General features: G+C 60.4%; 14 protein-coding genes. 3 read left to right on the top strand and 11 right to left on the bottom strand.

Annotation, left to right across the window (positions count from 1 at the left end; genetic code table 11):
• The 4 genes from ACR0AC_RS12230 to ACR0AC_RS12215 all read right to left on the bottom strand — a co-directional run bounded on the left by ACR0AC_RS12230 (position 1) and on the right by ACR0AC_RS12215 (position 3478).
• Positions 1 to 621 (bottom strand): FHA domain-containing protein, encoded by a 621-nt coding sequence (locus ACR0AC_RS12230; protein WP_170453943.1) that lies wholly within the window; start codon positions 619 to 621, stop codon positions 1 to 3.
• A 34-nt stretch (positions 622 to 655) separates the two neighbouring features.
• A complete protein-coding gene (locus ACR0AC_RS12225) occupies positions 656 to 2170 on the bottom strand; it encodes an FHA domain-containing protein (protein WP_480873678.1) in 1515 nt (504 codons plus the stop codon).
• 76 nt (positions 2171 to 2246) lie between these two features.
• The gene (locus ACR0AC_RS12220) at positions 2247 to 2714 is read right to left on the bottom strand and encodes a hypothetical protein (protein ID WP_170622254.1); all 468 of its coding nucleotides are present in this window, start codon (positions 2712 to 2714) and stop codon (positions 2247 to 2249) included.
• 59 nt (positions 2715 to 2773) lie between these two features.
• Positions 2774 to 3478: a hypothetical protein gene (locus ACR0AC_RS12215; RefSeq protein WP_170453949.1), complete on the bottom strand. Its 705-nt coding sequence runs from the start codon at positions 3476 to 3478 to the stop codon at positions 2774 to 2776.
• 163 nt (positions 3479 to 3641) lie between these two features.
• Between ACR0AC_RS12215 and ACR0AC_RS12210 the strand changes: the two genes are divergently transcribed.
• The 3 genes from ACR0AC_RS12210 (at position 3642) to ACR0AC_RS12200 (ending at position 7856) form a co-directional block, all read left to right on the top strand.
• Positions 3642 to 4190 carry a sensor histidine kinase family protein gene (locus ACR0AC_RS12210; RefSeq protein ID WP_170453951.1) on the top strand — a complete coding sequence of 183 codons (549 nt, stop codon included), beginning with the start codon at positions 3642 to 3644 and terminating at the stop codon, positions 4188 to 4190.
• On the top strand, positions 4190 to 4933 hold the full coding sequence (locus tag ACR0AC_RS12205) for an FHA domain-containing protein (protein ID WP_170453953.1): 744 nt from the start codon (positions 4190 to 4192) through the stop codon (positions 4931 to 4933). The genes ACR0AC_RS12210 and ACR0AC_RS12205 overlap by 1 nt, the downstream gene beginning before the upstream one ends.
• Before the next feature lie 133 nt (positions 4934 to 5066).
• Positions 5067 to 7856 (top strand): bifunctional aconitate hydratase 2/2-methylisocitrate dehydratase, encoded by a 2790-nt coding sequence (locus ACR0AC_RS12200; RefSeq protein ID WP_480873673.1) that lies wholly within the window; start codon positions 5067 to 5069, stop codon positions 7854 to 7856.
• Positions 7857 to 7908: 52 nt separating this feature from the next.
• Here ACR0AC_RS12200 and ACR0AC_RS12195 read toward each other — a convergent pair whose 3' ends face one another.
• The 7 genes from ACR0AC_RS12195 to ACR0AC_RS12165 form a co-directional block, all read right to left on the bottom strand.
• Positions 7909 to 9162, bottom strand: coding sequence for an aminotransferase class V-fold PLP-dependent enzyme (locus ACR0AC_RS12195; protein ID WP_480781259.1), 1254 nt, complete (start codon positions 9160 to 9162; stop codon positions 7909 to 7911).
• A 194-nt stretch (positions 9163 to 9356) separates the two neighbouring features.
• Entirely contained in the window at positions 9357 to 10097 is a 741-nt protein-coding gene (locus ACR0AC_RS12190; protein WP_480781260.1) for a maleate cis-trans isomerase family protein, read from the bottom strand.
• Positions 10094 to 11161 (bottom strand): pyridoxal phosphate-dependent aminotransferase, encoded by a 1068-nt coding sequence (locus ACR0AC_RS12185; protein WP_480781261.1) that lies wholly within the window; start codon positions 11159 to 11161, stop codon positions 10094 to 10096. The genes ACR0AC_RS12190 and ACR0AC_RS12185 overlap by 4 nt, the downstream gene beginning before the upstream one ends.
• Positions 11158 to 12810: a hydantoinase B/oxoprolinase family protein gene (locus ACR0AC_RS12180; RefSeq protein WP_480873668.1), complete on the bottom strand. Its 1653-nt coding sequence runs from the start codon at positions 12808 to 12810 to the stop codon at positions 11158 to 11160. The genes ACR0AC_RS12185 and ACR0AC_RS12180 overlap by 4 nt, the downstream gene beginning before the upstream one ends.
• Positions 12810 to 14903, bottom strand: a complete 2094-nt coding sequence (locus tag ACR0AC_RS12175; RefSeq protein ID WP_480873666.1) for a hydantoinase/oxoprolinase family protein — start codon at positions 14901 to 14903, stop codon at positions 12810 to 12812. Before ACR0AC_RS12175 ends, ACR0AC_RS12180 begins: the two co-directional genes overlap by 1 nt.
• Before the next feature lie 220 nt (positions 14904 to 15123).
• Positions 15124 to 16092 carry a pyridoxamine 5'-phosphate oxidase family protein gene (locus ACR0AC_RS12170; RefSeq protein ID WP_480873663.1) on the bottom strand — a complete coding sequence of 323 codons (969 nt, stop codon included), beginning with the start codon at positions 16090 to 16092 and terminating at the stop codon, positions 15124 to 15126.
• Positions 16093 to 16165: 73 nt separating this feature from the next.
• Positions 16166 to 16789 (bottom strand): glutathione S-transferase, encoded by a 624-nt coding sequence (locus ACR0AC_RS12165; RefSeq protein WP_170453967.1) that lies wholly within the window; start codon positions 16787 to 16789, stop codon positions 16166 to 16168.
• Between the last annotated feature and the right edge of the window lie 101 nt (positions 16790 to 16890).

The raw sequence follows: 16890 nt of genomic DNA, 5'->3' as shown, positions 1-16890 counted from the left end.
TCAGTCGTCAGAGCTTTCGGCCAGTTCCGACCAGTCAAAATCCTCGTTACAGAAGGCGACGAACCGCACATGCGTCTGCTTGGACAGTTCGATCAACGCGTAGTTTTCCAGTGGCATGGTCGTCGCCACGATCTGACCATTGATCCGGCTGATATTGCGGCCCGTGCCGGGGGCGGCAAAAAACACCCGGTTGGCATCGTCGAAAATGATCCGAAGGTGATCATTGCCGGAAATCATCTTGTCGCCGAAATCCAAAGATACACGCTCGCCACCGTCGCGGCCCAGCGTGTTCATGCCCGAGCCCAGATTGACCGATTGCCCCAGCCCCGGTCCCTTGACCACGACCAGCCAGCCGGTGATCGGATCCACCATCGGGTCGAATTCGGCCTTGTCCGAGAAGTTTTTGGACATGCCGCCGTGATAGATCTGCGTCTTGTCATCCTCGACATATTCCGTCGGCGCTTCGCTGAAGGACGACCCGCTTGGCATAGCATGCGTCGCCTCGTCATCCGACGGAGAAATGCTTTCGGTAAATCCGTCATCCGAGCCGAAATCCAGATCGTCGTTCAGGTCTTCTTCGTCCTTGTCGAACAGCCAGCTTGTCTTGTTGTCGTTGCCCATGTTCTTCACCTTTCCTGTGTGTTTGGCCGCTGGGTTATGCCCGGACCAGTTTCAGGCGAACGGACCCAAGGCCCAACGTGTCACCCACATTCACTCTTTGTGCGCCTTTGATCTTGCGTTCGTTGACCAGCGTCCCGTTCAGGCTGTCCAGATCGCTGAGCGTGAACCGCCCATCGGGTGAGCCGCTGAGCTCTGCATGCACCCGCGAGATACCGCCATCCGGGATCACCACGCCGTTCGTACTGCTGCGCCCAAGGGTCGAGCGGCCAGACGGCACCGGAAACCGATGCCCGTTATCGACCCGCACCAGATAGGCAATCGGTGGCGGAGCGGTGGCGACGGTGCGCGCGTCATCCTGCGGCGGGCGCATGCCGGTGATGTCGCCATCGTCGAACTCTCCCGCTTCCAGATCATCGCCGTCATCGCCCGATCCGCGCCGGGTCAGCAGCACGATCAACAGGATCAGCAACAGCAACAGAACCCCGGCCCCGATATACACATACAGCGCCGGCAGGCCGAAAATCAGATCCTCTTCAACCGGGTCGACCACTGGATCCGGCGTCGGCGTGGGATCGACCACGGGCTGGAATTCGGCCGAGTAGCTTTTGGTTTCCGTCTGTCCAGGCTGGCCCACAACCGGTTGGATCATGTCGATGGTGATCCGCGCAGGCGCGGGATCGCCAACGGGAACGATCAGGCCCGAGCCTTTGACCGCGTTGCCATAAGACCGGATGAAATCCGCCACGACCGAGGTCGCATCGGATTGGTTCTGCAGGAACACCTCTTCCATCAACCCGTTTTGCGGGTCGGTCAGGCGTTTCAGAACATCGATGCCGCGCGTTGTGCGCGCATTGCCCTGCGCCCGCCAGAACATGCCAAGGGCCGAGACCGATACACCCTCACGCTCAGCCGCTTCCGAGATCTCTTCGACCGTGGCCAGACCTTCCTCATCGCCGTCGGTGATCAGGATCAGGTTTTTCAGCAGCACATCGTCCTGCTGCCTCAGCAATTCGATGGCGCGGGTGGCGTTGGCGACAAGGCGGGTGTTCTGTTCCTTGATCTCAAGGTCTTCGATCACATCCTCGGCGCGGGCGCGGCTGGTCGAAAAGGGCGACAGTTCGACAATGTCGTTGCCAAACCCATAGATCGCCACTTTCTCATCCGCCGGCAGGTTGCTGACAACGCGCGAGATCAACTCGCGTTCGCGGTTCCAGCTGCGCAGGCGGCCACTGCCGTCGCCCACCGACAGGTCGATCAGAACCATCGTGGCCGACAGCGTCAGATTACCGGGCAGATCGTCCACAGATTTGACGAACTCGAAATCGGCCTGTGCATCGCCCAGTGACCGAAAGCTCATCCCGCCGCGTTCATTGCCGGACGGGACGCGCACAAGGCAACTGTCCTCGGGCGCGGGGGCTTCCGGGGCGCAATCCAAAATGGCCAGCCCGGTGGCTGGTGCGCGGGTCTTCCCCTCTTGCGCGTGGGCTGCGCCCGAAATGACCAAAGCGGCGGCAAGCGCCAGAAATCTGCGTGAAAATCCGTAGGTCACGATCCCAAGACCCCCCTCAGGCAAGACGTCCCGGTCGTCGCATGCGTCGACAAGCGCCGACCTGACGTGATTGGTATTAAATCGACAACGCGCGATAGGCCGCCTTGATCCGGTTCAGTTCGGACGACACGACCGACGCACTTGCGCCACTGTTCACGTCACGCTCGACCGCGCTCAGCTGGTTATCCAGCGCCTGCACCTGCTGCAGCTTCACCGGGTCCGAGGCCGAGGCCGCACGCGCCTGCGCACCTTGCGCCTTCACTTCGGCAATCTGCTGGCGCAGCGACGCGATTTCGGAACTGTTGGCATCCCGTTGTGCGGCCAATTGCGCGTTGCGCTGCTCGGCTGCCCGGTTTTGCGCAATAATGGCATCCGCCTGCGCCTTGTTATTGGCGATCTGGCGGTCATATTCGCCCGAATTCAGGTTTGCGATATTGTCGAACAATGTGGCCGTTGTCGGATCGGTCGATCCGGTACAACCGGCAATCGCAATCAAGGAAACAAAAGCTACTGGTTTTGAGAAACGGAAAAGATCACACGTCATTTTACCACACTTACTATTGGAAAACCCGCGCCTGAAAGACAGGCGCGGGTCAAAGGAAATTAAAGCAGATTAATGGATGCGCGGGTCCGGGCCAGACGGTTTTTATTGCTGACCGCCGCATTGGTCGCACCGCCCAGACCGGGCTGACCTTTGCTTGAGGCCGTCCGAAGTTCGGAAATGGTGTTGTCCATATTCTGTTCGCTGCGCTTGAGCTCGGTCGAGACCACCTGACGGTTGGACTTGATCGCCTTGACCCGCTGGTTATACGCGGATTGCGACAATTGCCCGCCATCCAGCTGACGACGCAGCGACTTCAGTTCTGCGTTCTGCGAGGCCAGAACCGAACGCAGGTTCGCTTCGACCGAGTTCAGCTGTTTGCTGACATTCGACAGATTGGCCAGAACCGCCTTACTGTTTACAATCTCGACGTTTTTGGCTGCGGCCTGCTTGCCGACCTGATTGCCGCCAACACCGCCGATCAACCCCCCTGCGGCGGCACCCGCAGCGCAATCACCGGCGTCACCACCCAGCAGCAGTCCAAGTCCGCAGCCGACAATGGCACCCGCAACGGCACCCTGAACCGTGTTGTTCACGATGATGTCCTTCGAGACCTGATCCAGGCTGCGGACTTGCTTTTCAAGTTGCTTTTCCTGCTGGGTCTTGCCGGCCACCGACGATGATGACGCGGATTGGATCGTCTCTTCGGTGCAGGCTGAAATAAAAAGGGAAATAGCAGCAAAAAGGGACACTGCGGCTGTACGCATCTCGTTACTCCGTAATACAAATTTTTCTTCGTAGTTGATTATGAACTCACATGTTTTTTATTTTCAATCAACGATTCGCGAATGTCTTGTGATTACAGGATACTGATTCGGGACACTTTCGACCAAACACTTTCGAAGATTCGTTCATAGGTAGAGTTTAAAGATGAAAATACCCCTTGGTATTCGGGACAAGATGAATCTGGCAAACGAGATTTTTGCATTTGCCGGACACATTGCCGCAGGAATTGGCGCGCTGTTTGCGCTTTTGGGCATTAGCTCGAATTTCGCGAACAATACCACCAGTGTGGTCTTTAATGTTGAAGTCGCCAGCCTCTCGTTGCCAGTTCGCATGACGCTGCTGATTCTGATTGCGGCGGCACTGGGCTGGGGGCTGGGCGCTCTGGTCGCGTGGCTAAGCCGGTCCAACAATGAATCCCTCAGCTTCGCGGCCTATGTCGTGGCCATTCTGTGGGGCGGAATGATCGTCGGCGCGGCCGAGTGGCTGGCGGTATCGCTCAGACAGCAGATCCTGTCCGAAACCCTGCTGTTCACCGTCGCGGGCATGGGTCTGGCGCTTTGGGTGGCGGGTTTCCATTTTCGCAGTTCCAACGCCGGGGGCAGACATACGCTGAGGTTGCGTTGTGACGCGCTGCTGTTGTTTTCAATCGGCGCGGCCCTGTTTCTGGTTCTGACATTGCTGGGGACACGATAATGATGATCGGCGGACCTTTGGACGACAAGAACGCCGCGCGCCTGCTTAGCGCGGCGGCCCTGCTGGATTTCATGTTCCTGGGTTTTGTCGTCGCCACGCTTGAACCCGTACTGCGGCAAGAGCTTCGGTTGCATCAGGCGGGCCTTGCCCTGCCGATTGGCCTGTTTCTGGCGCTGGTGCTGATCTACTGGCTGATCTGCGAAGGCATCCTGAGCGGCGCAACCATCGGTCGGTTTGTCATGCGCCTGAACATGCGTGACAAAAGCGGCAAGCCGGTTTCGGCAATGCGCCGGTCGTCGCGGGCGATGAAAAAGATCATGACCCTTGGCCTGACTGGCCTGAACCCGAACTCGGCCGCGCGCTATGACCGGGCCGCCGAGGTGCGATGGTTCAGCCCCATGGCGCCGCGCCCGATCAAGATGTGGCGTCTGGCGGTTTCGTCCGGCCCGGATCAGGGCAAATCCATCGTCTTCCGCGATGTGCCGGGAATCGCATCCACCCATCAGATCAAGATCGGGCGCGATTCCGGTTGGGCCGATCTTTCGCTGGAGCGTAGCAAGAAGGCGTCCGGGCAGCATTGCGTGATCCAGATCGCCAAGGGCAATCAGCTCTACCTGCGCGATCTGGGCTCGTCGAACGGAACATTCATCGGTGGACGGCAGATCAGGCCGGAAAAACCGACGCGTCTGGGCATGAACAGCCGGTTCCGCGTTGGCGATGTCTGGATTTCGATCATCCGCTGATTTCAGGGCAGAGACAACGCGCCACAGGAGTTGTGCTTGCAACCGGCTGGCATTTCGTATACCGCGGCATACAAACTAAATGGCCAGGTGCCAAACGCACCTCGCGCTCTCGCCCAAACCGTCGGAAAACGCCATGAGCCTTTATACAGATTATCTTGCCGAAATCGAAACCCGCAAAGAACAGGGCCTCAGCCCCAAACCCATCGATGATGGGGCTTTGACGAAAGAAATCATTGATCAGATCCGCGATCCGCAGAACGAATATCGCGCGGATTCGCTGCACTATTTCATCTACAATACCCTGCCGGGCACAACCAGCGCCGCCGGTGAAAAGGCAGGCTTTCTGAAAGAGATCATTTTGGGCGAAGCCGCCGTCGAGGAGATTTCGCAGGATTTTGCGTTCGAGCTGTTGTCGCACATGAAAGGCGGCCCCTCGGTCAAGGTTCTGCTGGATCTGGCCCTGGGTCAGGACACCTCGATCGCTGGCAAAGCGGCTGAGGTGCTGAAAACACAAGTCTTCCTGTATGATGCCGACACCGACCGTCTGAAAGCCGCGTTCGAGGCTGGCAACCCGGTCGCGAAGGACATCCTGGAAAGCTATGCCAAGGCCGAGTTCTTCACCAAGCTTCCCGACATCGACGAAGAGATCAAGGTCGTCACCTATGTCGCTGCCGAAGGCGATATCTCGACCGACCTGCTGTCGCCGGGCAATCAGGCGCATTCGCGAGCTGACCGGGAATTGCACGGCAAATGCCTGATTTCCGAGAAGGCGCAGCAAGAGATCGAGGCGCTGAAACTCCAGCACCCCGACGCGCGCGTGATGCTGATTGCCGAGAAAGGCACCATGGGCGTGGGCTCGTCCCGCATGTCTGGCGTCAACAACGTGGCGCTGTGGACTGGCAAGCAGGCCAGCCCCTACGTGCCCTTCGTCAACTTCGCCCCGATCGTGGCGGGCACCAATGGCATCTCGCCGATCTTTTTGACCACCGTTGGCGTCACCGGCGGCATCGGGATCGACCTGAAAAACTGGGTCAAGAAGGTGGACGAGGACGGCAACGCCATCCTCAACAACGACGGCAACCCGGTTCTGGAACAGAAATATTCGGTTGCGACCGGTACGGTTCTGAAAATCGACACCAAAAGCCACAAGCTGCTGAGTGAGGATGGTGACGAACTGGTCGACGTCTCGTCGTCCTTCACACCACAAAAGATGGAATTCATGAAGGCGGGCGGTTCATACGCCATTGTCTTCGGCAAGAAACTGCAGACATTTGCAGCCGAGACACTGGGCGTCGAAGCACCCTTGGTCTTCGCCCTGTCCAAGGAAATCAGCCACGAGGGTCAGGGCCTGACCGCGGTTGAGAAGATCTTCAACAAAAACGCCGTGGGCGCCACGCCGGGCAAGACCCTGCATGCCGGATCGGATGTGCGGGTCAAGGTCAACATCGTGGGTTCTCAGGACACCACCGGTCTGATGACCATGCAGGAACTTGAGGCGATGGCCGCAACCGTCGTGGCCCCCAGCGTCGATGGTGCCTATCAGTCGGGCTGTCACACCGCATCGGTCTGGGACGCCAAGGCACAGGCCAACACGCCACGTCTGATGAAGTTCATGAATGATTTCGGCCTCGTCACCGGGCGTGACCCGAAAGGCGTCTATCATTCGATGACCGACGTGATCCACAAGGTGCTGAACGACATCACCGTGGATGACTGGTCGGTCATTATCGGCGGCGACAGCCACACCCGTATGTCCAAAGGCGTCGCCTTCGGCGCGGACTCGGGCACAGTGGCGCTGGCGCTGGCCACCGGTGAAGCCTCAATGCCGATCCCGGAATCGGTCAAAGTGACCTTCAAGGGCCAAATGGCCGAGCACATGGATTTCCGCGACGTGGTTCACGCAACCCAAGCGCAGATGCTGGAACAGCATGGCGACAACGTCTTCCAAGGCCGTGTGATCGAAGTGCATATCGGCACGCTGCTGGCGGATCAGGCCTTTACCTTCACCGACTGGACCGCCGAGATGAAGGCCAAAGCCTCGGTCTGTATCTCGGATGATGAGACGCTGATCGGCTCGCTGGAACTGGCCAAGTCGCGCATTCAGATCATGATCGAAAAAGGCATGGAGCATGAAAACGGCATGCTGCAAAAGCTGGTCAACATCGCCGATGCGCGCATTGCTCAGATCAGGTCGGGTGAAAAGCCTGCCCTGCGCCCCGATGACAATGCGAAATACTTCGCCGAAGTTGTCGTCGATCTGGACCAGATCGTCGAGCCGATGATCGCCGACCCGGATGTCAACAACGCCGATGTTTCCAAGCGCTACACCCACGACACGATCCGCCCGATCTCGTACTACAATGCTGAAAAGCATGTGGATCTGGGTTTTGTCGGCTCGTGCATGGTGCACAAGGGCGACATGAAGATCGTGGCGCAGATGCTGCGCAACCTCGAAAAAGCCTCGGGGAAAGTTGAATTCAACGCGCCGCTGGTTGTGGCCGCACCGACCTACAACATCATCGACGAGTTGAAAGAGGAAGGCGACTGGGAGATTCTCCAACGCTATTCAGGATTTGAATTCGACGATCTGTTCCCCAAAACCCAGGCGCGCACCGAGTACGAGAATATCCTGTACCTCGAACGTCCGGGTTGTAACCTCTGCATGGGCAACCAGGAGAAAGCGGCCAAAGGTGACACGGTTCTGGCCACCTCGACCCGCCTGTTCCAGGGCCGCGTCGTGGCGGATGCGCCCGACAAGAAGGGTGAGTCGTTGTTGGGCTCGACTCCGGTTGTCGTACTGTCCGCCATCCTTGGCCGGACCCCGACACTGGACGAATACAAGGCGGCTGTCGAAGGCATCGACCTGACCAAATTCGCCCCGCCGGTGCAAGCGCCCGCCGGAACGAAATCGGTCCACTTCTAAAGCCGCGATCCGATCAAACCAAAAGCCCGGCCTTCTGGCCGGGCTTTTTTGTTCAGGCGGTCATGTCCTTCACGGCAGTCAGCAACTGCGCCACCTCCTGCTCGGTATTGTAGTGGCACAGCGAAATGCGGATGCAATCCGACAGTCCCAGCGGCGTCAGCACATTGCCCGAGTAATGATCTGCCTTGCGGGTATGGGTGCGGATACCCTGCTGATTGAGCGTTTCGACCACCTGTTCCGACGGGATGCCATCCACCACAATCGACACCAACCCCTCACGCGCAGCGTTGTCCGCCCCGGCCAGAATGCGAATGTGGTCCATATCCCGCAGCCCCGGCAGGTTTCCGACCCCGTTGATCATCGCGTTCGTCAGATGCGTCTCGTAGCCGTGAATGGCGCGACCCGCAGCCTCGATCCGTTTGCGCGGATCGGTTTCGTCGGACACCTCGCCGCCCAGCCAGATGAAATAGTCGATCACGTCGGACATGGTGGCGTAGGACCCGGTGTCGCGGGTTCCGAACTCCCACCCTGTTGCCGGCGCATCGATCAGCATGTCATGGGGCAGCGCGCTCAGCTTGTCGGAAATCCATGCGATGCCATAGCCGTGGCGCGAGAACACTTTGTAAGGTGAGATCGCATAGCCATCGACGTTGTAGGCATCCAGATCCAACTGCCCGTGTGCCGCGTGCTGAATACCATCAACGATGATCAGACAGTCGGGTGAGACAGCCCGGATCGCGGCTGAGATCGCGGCCACATCCATGCCCATCCCCGTCACGGGTGAGGCATGCAGGATTGTCGCCACCGCCACGTCCGGAGTCATCCGCGCGGCATAATCCTCAGCCGTGACCAGCCCGGTTTCGTCGTCATGCTGCACGTTCACGTAGTCCAGCCCGGCAATCCAAGCCCAGCGACGCGCAGCACTGCGGGTCGCCGGGTGTTCGATTGAGGACCCGATCACCTTCGCCCCTTTCGGCGCAACCAGACAGGCCGTGCGGATCAGCCGGAACAGCAACTCAGTCCCGCTTTCCCCGGCAAAGAACTGGCCCGATGAGGCGTTCATGAACACGCCCAGATCGGCCTTGGCCTTGTTGATCACATTTTGGGTGCCCTGCCCCGCCGGATTGATCCGCCCCGGATTGTCCGGGATCGCCGCATAGAAAGCCGAGGTCTCGGCCACCTTCTTCAGCGTCAGCGCGCCGCCTGCGTTTTCAAAGAAAACACGCTCGCCCTGAAACGGGCAGCTATCCACATGGGCAAAACGATCGCGGATCGCCGCGATCAGACCGGGGTTGTCTTTGATCATGTTGTACTTCCTGTCACTGCGTCCAAGTGTCGGGGCCGCGATGGCCTGCGCCCGTGTGGGATCCGTATCTCAAAGGAAACCATCGTCAATGTCAGCGATGGCGGCAAGGGGTTGATCCATAGGGTCATCTCACGGCAATCCTTCTGCACAAAGGGTTTAGCTGGCATCCGAATGTCGACAAATCAGAACCTTCCTTACAATCGGTCGAACAGCCGACCCGGAAGCCCGGCATGTGGTGGCAGCCCAAGCTGCTGGACCAACGCAAACATCATCGCCTGGTTCGAGGTCACGACCGGTTTGCCAAGCGCATCCTCGATCCGCTCAACCGCCTCGACCGCGCGCATATCGGTGCAACTCAGGACAATGGCTTCGGCCTTGGGATCGTCGGCCCGGCAGGCAAGGTCAAAAACCTCCTCTGGCGTCAGCTCTCCCTGACCGTAATTGCCCAGTTCGCGCCCTATGTCTGCGCAGCGCACCGTCTCGATCCCGTTCTGAGCCAGAAAACCCATGGCCTGCGTGTTGATCTCGCCCAGATAGGGCGAAGAGAAACCCACATTCGACACACCCAGCGCCTTGATCGCCTGCACCAACGCACCGGCGGCGGTAAAGGTGATCGCACCCGAGGCGGCCTTGATATCCTGTGCCAGTTGCGCGTCAAAGCCGGGGCCATGGGTCAGCGTGGCCGAGGTGCAGCCGTACAGAACCACATCGGGCCGGACGCCCGCGATCATCCGCAGATCATGGCTGATATCCGAGGCCCCCAGCCCGGCCATCTGGTCCGAGCCCGGAATCTCATCCACGTCATAGCCACCCATGCGCTGAAAATGCACCGTCGTATCCGGGCAGCGCATCAGCATCATATCCGCTTCGAGGTTGGTGTTGGTGAAAGGCACCAAAACGCCGATTTTCGCGCGCCTGCGGGTTTCATGGGTCATGACGTCACCTTTCGCAGCCCGGCCAGACAGCGATCCATGATCGCTTCCCGGCAGATCGTGGCCCGCAGGCAATCAGCTAAGCCGTATCCGCCCATACCGCGCATCAGCAAGCCCTCGGCCCGCAGAGCCTGATCGGCTTTCCGGGCGGTTTCAAAATCTGCGAACCGGATCAGCACAAAGTTGGTATGGCTGGGCGGAACCGACAGACCAAGCGCCCGGCACCCTTCGGCAAAGCGATCCCGGATCGCAGCCGTTTGGTTCACCGTTTCCCGCATATGCGCCTGATCCCGGATCGCCGAAGTTGCCATGGCTTGCGACGGGATCGACACATTGTTCGGGTTCAGCACTTTCCGCATCTCAGCCGCAATCGCGGGCGGGAACACGCCCCACCCCACACGCGCACCCGCCAGCCCATAGGCCTTGGAGAAGGTGCGCATGACGACAGTGTCTCCACGTTCGATCAAATCAAAAACCTCGGCCGGGTTCTGGCCATCATCCGCAAATTCCGCATAAGCCTGATCGACAACCAGCAGCACATCCTTGGGCAAGTCGTCACGAAGACGGATGATCTCGGCATTAGGGATCAGCGTCCCCGTCGGATTTCCCGGATTGCAGACAAAAACGATCCTCGTTTGGGGCGTGACGGCGGCCAGAATATCATCGACGGAAACGGTCAGATCGACCTCACGCGCTTGCACGTAATCCGCCTGCACCTGCGCTGTGGCCGACGCCACATAGGCATAGCCGTAATCCGTACCCAGCACCCGGTCCCCCGACCCTGCAAAGGTGCGGATCAGACAGCCGATCAGTTCCATCGACCCTGCACCGCACAGGACCGTGTTGGGGTCAAGCTTGTGGACCTCGGCAATCGCCGCGCGCAACTCGGGCCAGTCCGGGTCCGGGTAGAGCGGCATCTGCCCCATCACCGCCTGCCCCGCCGCAATCGCCTTTGGGCTGGCTGGAAAGGCGCTTTCGTTCTGTGCCAGCGAAACGGTGCCCGCATGCCCAAGATCGGCCAGCGCATAGGCGGCCATGGAACGGATGTGATCGACCGCCCGGATCATGGTTTGCCCCCATAGGCCTTGGCCCCTTCGGGCGTCACCAACCCGCGCCTCAGATCCAGCGCCAGCGCATCCGGGTCCCGATCTGCCGGGTCACCAAACCCGCCACCGCCGGGCGTGTCGAAGATCAGGTAGTCCCCGCCTTCGACCCGCAACTCGCCCTTGCCGGGAATGTCGCTGACCCCGTCCCGAAACCGTATCCGCCCCGGCGCGCCGGACTGCCCGCCCATCCGGCCCAAGGCGGGGAATTTCAGCCGCTCGACCGACAGGAACACGATGAAGGGCGCGTCGTTGGACGAGGTCATCTCGATCCTCTGCCCCAGCCCGCCGCGATATTTGCCCGCACCGCCCGAATCCGGCAGCAACTCGCGCCGCCACATGATCACCGGGGCCACGCTTTCGGTGATTTCGACCTGTGAGCCAAAGACGCCCGAAGGATAGGCTGTGGCCGACAGCCCATCCGCATGAGGCCGCGCACCGGTGCCGCCATTGTGCACGGGTTCAATGGCAAACTCGCGCCCGCCATTGGCCGCAACCTCGGGCGCGTGGCGCATGGGCAAGTCGAACATGCACGAGGCACCCTCGGCCGGAACCTTGTCAGGCAGTGCCTGATGCAGGCAGCCCAGCACCAGATCGGGTGTCACCTGCCCCAGCGTGTGGCGCATCGCCACCGGAACCGGGCGTTGCGCGTTCAGGATACAGCCCTTGGGGCCGTCCACCGTAAACGGCCCAAGCGAGCCCGCATTGTTGGGAATGTCCGGCCCGACGATGCAGCGCAGGGCAAACACGGTATAGGCCGTCGCATAGTTCAGCGGCACGTTGATGCCTTTTCTTGAACAACCCGACGTGCCGGTGAAATCCACATGCATCCCGTCCTTGGTAACGGTCAGCGTGGCGTGTAGCTCCAGCTCATTCTCGTACCCGTCCATGCGCAGCACGTTCTTGTAGACGCCTTCAGGCACCTCGGCGATGGCCTCCAGCGCGCCGTTGCGCGAGGTATCGATGATATAGCTGCCCAAACGGTCCAGATCGTCGATCCCGAACTCATCCATCATCGCCACCAGCCGGTTCACTCCGGCCTCACAACAGGCGATCAGGGCGTAGATGTCGCCCTCATTGGCGATCGGCTCGCGCGAATTGGCACGGATGATGTCCATCAGCAGCGCGTTTGGCGTGCCTTCTTCGACCAGTTTGCAGGGCGGGATCAGCAGCCCCTCGTCATAGATATCCGAGCCTTCCGGCCCCATGCCCAAGCCCCCCAGATCCACCAGATGCGAGGTGCAGGAGGTAAACCCAACCACCCTGCCATCCTTGAACGCGGGCATCATCAGCAGGAAGTCGTTCAAATGACCCGAGGCCAGCCACGGGTCATTGGTCATGTAGATGTCACCGGGCTTCATGTCCTGAACGGCAAAGCGTTGGCGCAGATGCAGGACGGCTTCGGCCATGGTGTTGATATGTCCGGGGGTTCCGGTCACGGCCTGCGCCAGCATACGGCCATCGACGTCGAATATCCCGGCAGAGATATCGCCGCATTCCCTCACGATGGGGGAAAAGGCGGCGCGGATGAGGGTCTGGCCCTGTTCCTCAACTACTGCCAATAGGCGGTTCCACATCACTTGCAGGCGGGCCGGGGAAAGGTCGGAGCTCATCATGCGCCTCCTTTCTGGTCCTGGATCAGAACCAAATTGCCAATTGCATCCATATGGGCCGAGAAATCGGCAGATACGAGCGTGGTGGTCTGCGGTTCATGGATCAACGCCGGACCTGAAACGTGATCGCCGGGTTTCAAATCGGCACGGGCAATGAAAGCGGCGTTTTTCGCAGTTCCATCCACATCGCAGGTGATCGGGCGCGTCTCGGTTGCGGTGAACACATTGCGTTCGGGCGCATTGAGCACCCGTGCAACCATGTTGTCCAGCGTCGCTACCCGCACGGCCCAGTTCAATATCTCGATCTGCATCCCCGGCACGGGGCGTGAAAATTGCTTGCGGTATTCTTCTTCGAATGCTGCGGTCAGCGGGGCAATGTCTTCGGGCGTCAGCGCACGATCCGGCAGGGGGATTTCGATCTCATGTCCCTGCCCGTTATAGCGCATAAACGCGGTGCGCAGGGTCTGGGTTTGCGCATCACCCGCCCCTTGGGCCACGACCTCTTTCGCCTCGGCAATCATTGTATCGAACAAGGCATTCACCCCGTCCAAATCCATGCTGTCCAGCAGCGAATAGCGCGAGCGGACGATCTCAAACGAAACCGGCGCGAACAGGAAGCCCACCGCCGACCCAACACCCGGATTGGGTGGGATCACGATGCGCGACACGCCAGCAGAGCGCGCGACACGGCTGGCATGCAACGGACCATTGCCGCCAAAGGCGATCATCGTGCGCGGGCCCAGATCCTTGCCCGATTCCACCGCATGCATCCGCCCCGCGCTGGCCATGCTTTCATCCACAATCCGACTGACGCCATCTGCCGCGCCCACGGCGTCAAGTTGCAGCCGTTCACCAACCACGCGGGCCAGCGCCGCTTTGGATCCTTCGGGGTCCAGCCGGATATGTCCTTCGGCAAAGGTGTCCGGGACGATGTAACCCAGCGTGATGTCGCTGTCGGTCACGGTGGGTTCGGTGCCGCCGCGCATGAACGCCACTGGCCCCGGCTCGGACCCTGCAGATTGTGGCCCGACGGTCAAGCGGCCCAGACGGTCCACCCCGGCAATCGAGCCGCCGCCGGCGCCGATCTCGATCATCTCGATCACCGGAATACGCACCGGCATGCCCGAGCCTTTGATGAACCGCGCCGCCCGGGCGATCTCAAACGCGCGCGAGGTCTGCGGGCGAGCCCCATCAATCAGGCACAGCTTGGCAGTGGTGCCCCCCACATCGAATGACAGCACCTGATCCAGACCCGCCCGCGCCGCGATACGTGCCGCCAGAATGGCCCCACCCGCCGGGCCGGATTCTACCAGACGGATCGGAAAACGGGCCGCAGTTTCGACCGTGCACATGCCGCCCCCTGCGGTCATCATCAGGATCGGGCATGTTACGCCTTCGGCCTCGAACTGATCTACGAACCGGGCCAGATAGCTTTGCATCAGAGGCTGGATATAGGCGTTCGTCACCGTGGTGCAGAGCCGGTCAAATTCCCGCGCTTCGGGGCTGACATCGGATGAGATCGAGACGGTCAGGCCGGGGCGGTGCCGGGCCAGCAAATCACGCAATCGCCGCTCATGCGCGGGGTTGGCATAGGCATGCATCAGGCAGATCGCCACCGCCCCGGCCCCACTTGCGTCCAGTTCGGCCAGCAAGTCACCCACTTGCGCCTCGTCCAGCGGGATCAGCACAGCGCCCTCGGCGGACATGCGTTCGCGGATCACAAAGGACCGCTCGCGCGGGACCAGAAGATCGGGCTTTTCCAGATTGATATCGTATTGGGAATAGCGCCGCTCATACCCGATATCGAGGATGTCGCGGAACCCTTCGGTGCAGATCGTCGCCACCACGGCCCCGCGCCGTTCGATCAGAGCGTTGGTGGCCAGCGTGGTGCCATGGATGAACCCCGTCACTTGCGACAGGGACCGCCCGGTTGCGGCCATGACCCGCCGCGCGCCCTCCATCGCGCCATCCGCCGGGTTTCGATGGGTGGTCAGGGTTTTGGTCGAGGCCAGAATCCTGTCTTCGCCTTCGACCAGAACCGTGTCGGTAAACGTGCCGCCAATGTCGATGGCCAATCGCAGCGCGTGTGTCATGTGGTGGTCCGTCCTCGTTTGCAATCCTGCCAGTCAAATGCCCAAAAGGGCGATTACTGACACATCGCAACGAGGTCGCAGCCCGTGGCCCGACGATCCAGAGGGTTGAGGATACACACGCGGTTCATACCTGTTTGTTCCGTGGTTTTCCCGGCGACACTAGCACATTTGCGACATAACTGCTGCCAAATGCCGTCGCACGGGTGGGGTCTCGCTATTGCTACGTCATCGTTTTCCAGTCGCCGGTATTCAGGCTGTTGGGCGAGAACTCGGTCAACGCGCCGCGGAAGGGTAAGGCGTCATAAAGCCGAAGGCCTTGAACCATATCAAACCGCCAGCCCCGTTCGGCCCCTTGGAACCCGGCGATGTCGGGGTGGTGCGCGTCCAGCACCTCGACCGTTCCGGTCAGCATCAGCAGATCGCCGTTTTGGTAATCCGGGAACAACAGCCCCGCGCGCGGCGTAACATGGAAATTCCCCAGCGTGTTAAAGAAGTTGTTTCCAAGGAAATCGGGCACAACAAGGCTGTTGCCCTGAACTTTCACAAACCCGGACCGCCCGCCGCGATGCGAGACGTCAACGCTGCGCTCGCCTTCGGTGTCAGCATAACTGGCGACGTAGAACGAGTTGGCCGAGGCGATGAACTCGCGCGCCGCCGTGTCCAGAGCTTCAAACCGTTCGCTTTTGATCTGTGCCCCCTCGGGTGCGGGGTCGCGGATAAACTCAACATCATGGGTCTGGATGTATTTCGGACAATTCCCGAAGGATTGCAGCACGTCCAGCGAAAAGCCGGTTTCCGACACCTCTTGCACCGTCGCATTCATCCGATTGCGCCGCCGGGTCGACAACTCGACCCCGACCACTCCAATCGGTGCTGCGGTTTCAAGGGCCGCTTTCAGCGGATCATCCGGATGCGGTTGGGCCTGAACGTCCAGCAAAATTTCGGTTGGCGTGGACAGAAACCCAGGCCGCCCGGACAGGACCGAGGCCCAGGGCCAGCCCTGCGGATCAACGCTGCCCAGCACGACAAAGGGCAGTTTGCCGAAGAACTCACGATGCTGATCCGGCATGTAGGGGCGTATGACGGTGCGGCCGATTTTCTCCATCCGCTCGCGCTTGCCAATACGTGTCTGCATCTCGCGTTCGCCGCGGTGAAACGGGGATTTGGCGGTTTGTCCGGTGGCATTCATCGGGGGCCTCGCATGGGTTTGAGGGCCCGGCCGTGGCATCGCACGGCCGGTTTTGTCATGGGTCCGAACCGCGTCAGGCGGCGTTCAGACCGGCTGCGGTCTTGGGCATCGGGACAAAGCCGTCCAGCGCCTCAATATTCGCCAAAAGACGGCGGACATTCGGGTATGGATCCAACGAGACGTCACCCTCGGGCGCATGGGCGGTATAGCTGTAGATCGCCACGTCGGCGATGGTCGGGCGGTCGCCCACCAGCCAGTCGCGCCCTTGCAGATGCGCGTCCAGCTTGCCCAGAACCCTGGCCGCCGTCGCGTGGGTGAACGCCTTGTCCAGCGGTGCGTTGAACACGTTGATCAACCGGGCCGCTGCGGGGCCAAAGGCGATCTCACCAGCGGCGAGGGTCAGGAACTTCTGCACCTCGGCCTCAAGCACGGGGTCATTGGGCAGGTAGTCAGGCGCATATTTGCGCGCCAGATACACGAGGATGGCGTTGCTGTCGCAGATGATCACCTCACCATCTTCCAGAACCGGCACCTGCCCTGCCGGGTTCATGGCCAGAAAGTCATCCTGTTTATGCGCCCCGCCCGGCAGGTCCACATCAATCACCCGATGCGGCAGGCCGGCGAGATTTGCGAACAAAACGGCCCGGTGCGCGTGGCCCGAAAGCGGAAAGCTGTGAATGCGGAGGGTCTGGGACATGGGGGATTCCTTATTTTGGCGATTGTCACTGAACCCCAAGCTAACTTGCCCGCATCTAAACTATAATATACTCAACTGGTGAATAACTATGAACGTTTTGT

The sequence above is a fragment of the Ruegeria sp. H7 genome (genome assembly GCF_056532945.1).
Note: the sequence above shows the minus strand (reverse complement) of the source record. Positions and strands in the feature narration are given on the sequence as shown.

Bases quoted from the DNA above. Each gene is read 5' to 3' on its own strand.
- ACR0AC_RS12230 (WP_170453943.1), bottom strand. From the start codon at position 621: ATGGGCAACGACAACAAGACAAGCTGGCTGTTCGACAAGGACGAAGAA.
- ACR0AC_RS12170 (WP_480873663.1), bottom strand. From the start codon at position 16,092: ATGAATGCCACCGGACAAACCGCCAAATCCCCGTTTCACCGCGGCGAA.
- ACR0AC_RS12200 (WP_480873673.1), top strand. From the start codon at position 5,067: ATGAGCCTTTATACAGATTATCTTGCCGAAATCGAAACCCGCAAAGAA.
- ACR0AC_RS12205 (WP_170453953.1), top strand. From the start codon at position 4,190: ATGATGATCGGCGGACCTTTGGACGACAAGAACGCCGCGCGCCTGCTT.
- ACR0AC_RS12195 (WP_480781259.1), bottom strand. From the start codon at position 9,162: ATGATCAAAGACAACCCCGGTCTGATCGCGGCGATCCGCGATCGTTTT.
- ACR0AC_RS12215 (WP_170453949.1), bottom strand. From the start codon at position 3,478: ATGCGTACAGCCGCAGTGTCCCTTTTTGCTGCTATTTCCCTTTTTATT.
- ACR0AC_RS12220 (WP_170622254.1), bottom strand. From the start codon at position 2,714: ATGACGTGTGATCTTTTCCGTTTCTCAAAACCAGTAGCTTTTGTTTCC.
- ACR0AC_RS12180 (WP_480873668.1), bottom strand. From the start codon at position 12,810: ATGAGCTCCGACCTTTCCCCGGCCCGCCTGCAAGTGATGTGGAACCGC.
- ACR0AC_RS12185 (WP_480781261.1), bottom strand. From the start codon at position 11,161: ATGATCCGGGCGGTCGATCACATCCGTTCCATGGCCGCCTATGCGCTG.
- ACR0AC_RS12165 (WP_170453967.1), bottom strand. From the start codon at position 16,789: ATGTCCCAGACCCTCCGCATTCACAGCTTTCCGCTTTCGGGCCACGCG.
- ACR0AC_RS12210 (WP_170453951.1), top strand. From the start codon at position 3,642: ATGAAAATACCCCTTGGTATTCGGGACAAGATGAATCTGGCAAACGAG.
- ACR0AC_RS12175 (WP_480873666.1), bottom strand. From the start codon at position 14,903: ATGACACACGCGCTGCGATTGGCCATCGACATTGGCGGCACGTTTACC.
- ACR0AC_RS12190 (WP_480781260.1), bottom strand. From the start codon at position 10,097: ATGACCCATGAAACCCGCAGGCGCGCGAAAATCGGCGTTTTGGTGCCT.